Raw genomic sequence first — 1,622 nt, forward strand, 5'->3', positions numbered from 1 at the left:
TTCATGACGACACTATCTAGGCATGAACAAATTAATGTTTTACAAAATACAATGTACAGCGATAAGCAATTAGTGGTGTTTTTATGGGGTAACCAATTATCCTATGTTACAAACCTTTTGCCTGACAATGTCGCGCAACCTGTTGAATTGACATTGGCTAGCCAATGTCAATTTATTGATAATGAAAGAACTATTAAATTTAGCGATGAGATAGCGAATCTCGCCAATGAAGATCAGCGTATGCCTTTCGTACTTAATGCAGCAGATCGCTTTGATAAACTACTAAATAGTAGTAAACGACCTGTGATCGAAAAGTCTCTACAAGATATTGCGTCATGGGGAAGTGTAAAATGAATCTCTTACAACGTATGAATTGGCGATACGGTAGTTTAATCTTAGTTTTATTTGTCATTCTAGGATTGGCTGGTATCTATCTCTATCATTATTTCTATTCCACTAAACCTGAAATCTCCTTGGTTATTGGTGAACCTTACGAGGAGATGCGACAACGTTCTAGTGTTGCTATTGATCCCGATCTTTCTGGAAAAATCTGGTACAACACCCAAAAACGGATGCGCGCTTACGCTTTACTGACCCAGAATATGGGTTTGTTACGCCAATCGCTCGATTTTTTACTGTTTCATATAATAAAGGAATAATTGAAAGTGTTCGTATGTCTCCACAAATCGAACCGTTACTTTATGATGATGCAATTAAGATAGTGTTGAATTTACAGAACCAGTGGCGTAAATCGGGTTGGGTACTTACTCAAGCTAAGGGATTTCCTGCATTAGCAGATACACTAGAATGGCATGATACCCTTCGCCGTATGAAAAACGGAGCTGGAACGACCTATTGGCAAGCAGGAGATAAGTATCAAATTATGCTGAATTTAAGACGTTTTAAAGATGATCGACACCCTAACGAAGAGCGATATTTGATCACACTTTCGATAGCTAAGCCATGGGTCGATTTTTATCCTTAAACCCGCCTTTACTGTTTAGAAAGAATCGAAGTATATCCTTTGCCTAACTATGGACAAGGGATATAAAACGTATCCCGACAAAGTGCTACAGATAGTAAACGAAATTTGATAAACGAATCTATAGAACAGATTGCTTCAAATGGAGGTATCAAATAAATCTGTTACAAGGAATGGGGCAACAACGCAGGCATTTAATATTGGCACTATTAATCATACTGAGTTTAACCGCCGCTTATCTCTACCATACCTTTCATTCCCGCGAACCAGCCGAGATAGCCTTGGTGATTGGCGAACCTTACGAGGCGATGCGGCAACGCTCCAGCGCTAAAATTAGCCCACCCTATGATAATAGCATCGGGTTCAGAGTTTCAAAAACGGATGCACGCTTACGCTTTACCGATCCGAAATACGGATTTATTACTCCCCCTGCACGGTTTTTTACTGTTTCCTATAATAAAGGACTGATCGAGAGCGTGCGCATGTCTCCACAAGTTGAGCCGTTACTCTATGACGATGCGATCAAAATTGTACTGGATTTACAAGATCAGTGGCGTAAAGGGGGCTGGGAGCTTACTAAGGAATACCATCCCTTGGTTATTAACCCGGTGTGCAAATGGCCCATACTCCCATCATGCAG

General features: G+C 40.4%; 3 protein-coding genes and 1 pseudogene. All 4 read left to right on the plus strand.

Annotated elements, in window-relative coordinates:
- Positions 1 to 354, plus strand: a pseudogene (locus ABLA85_RS18280) (hypothetical protein); the annotation flags it as partial.
- A complete protein-coding gene (locus ABLA85_RS18285; RefSeq protein ID WP_367965752.1) occupies positions 351 to 659 on the plus strand; it encodes a hypothetical protein in 309 nt (102 codons plus the stop codon). The pseudogene ABLA85_RS18280 and the gene ABLA85_RS18285, both read left to right, overlap by 4 nt.
- A gap of 14 nt (positions 660 to 673) precedes the next feature.
- Positions 674 to 985: a hypothetical protein gene (locus ABLA85_RS18290; RefSeq protein ID WP_367965753.1), complete on the plus strand. Its 312-nt coding sequence runs from the start codon at positions 674 to 676 to the stop codon at positions 983 to 985.
- 152 nt (positions 986 to 1,137) lie between these two features.
- Positions 1,138 to 1,622, plus strand: a 485-nt coding sequence (locus ABLA85_RS18295) for a hypothetical protein (RefSeq protein WP_367965754.1), incomplete at its 3' end; no start/stop codon positions are given.

Origin of the sequence: Xenorhabdus sp. SGI246 (genome assembly GCF_040838225.1) — a bacterium.
Classification (GTDB): Bacteria; Pseudomonadota; Gammaproteobacteria; order Enterobacterales; family Enterobacteriaceae; genus Xenorhabdus; species Xenorhabdus indica.

Excerpts from the sequence above, each read along its gene's own strand:
- ABLA85_RS18290 (WP_367965753.1), top strand. The coding sequence starts at position 674 with ATGTCTCCACAAATCGAACCGTTACTTTATGATGATGCAATTAAGATA.
- ABLA85_RS18285 (WP_367965752.1), top strand. The coding sequence starts at position 351 with ATGAATCTCTTACAACGTATGAATTGGCGATACGGTAGTTTAATCTTA.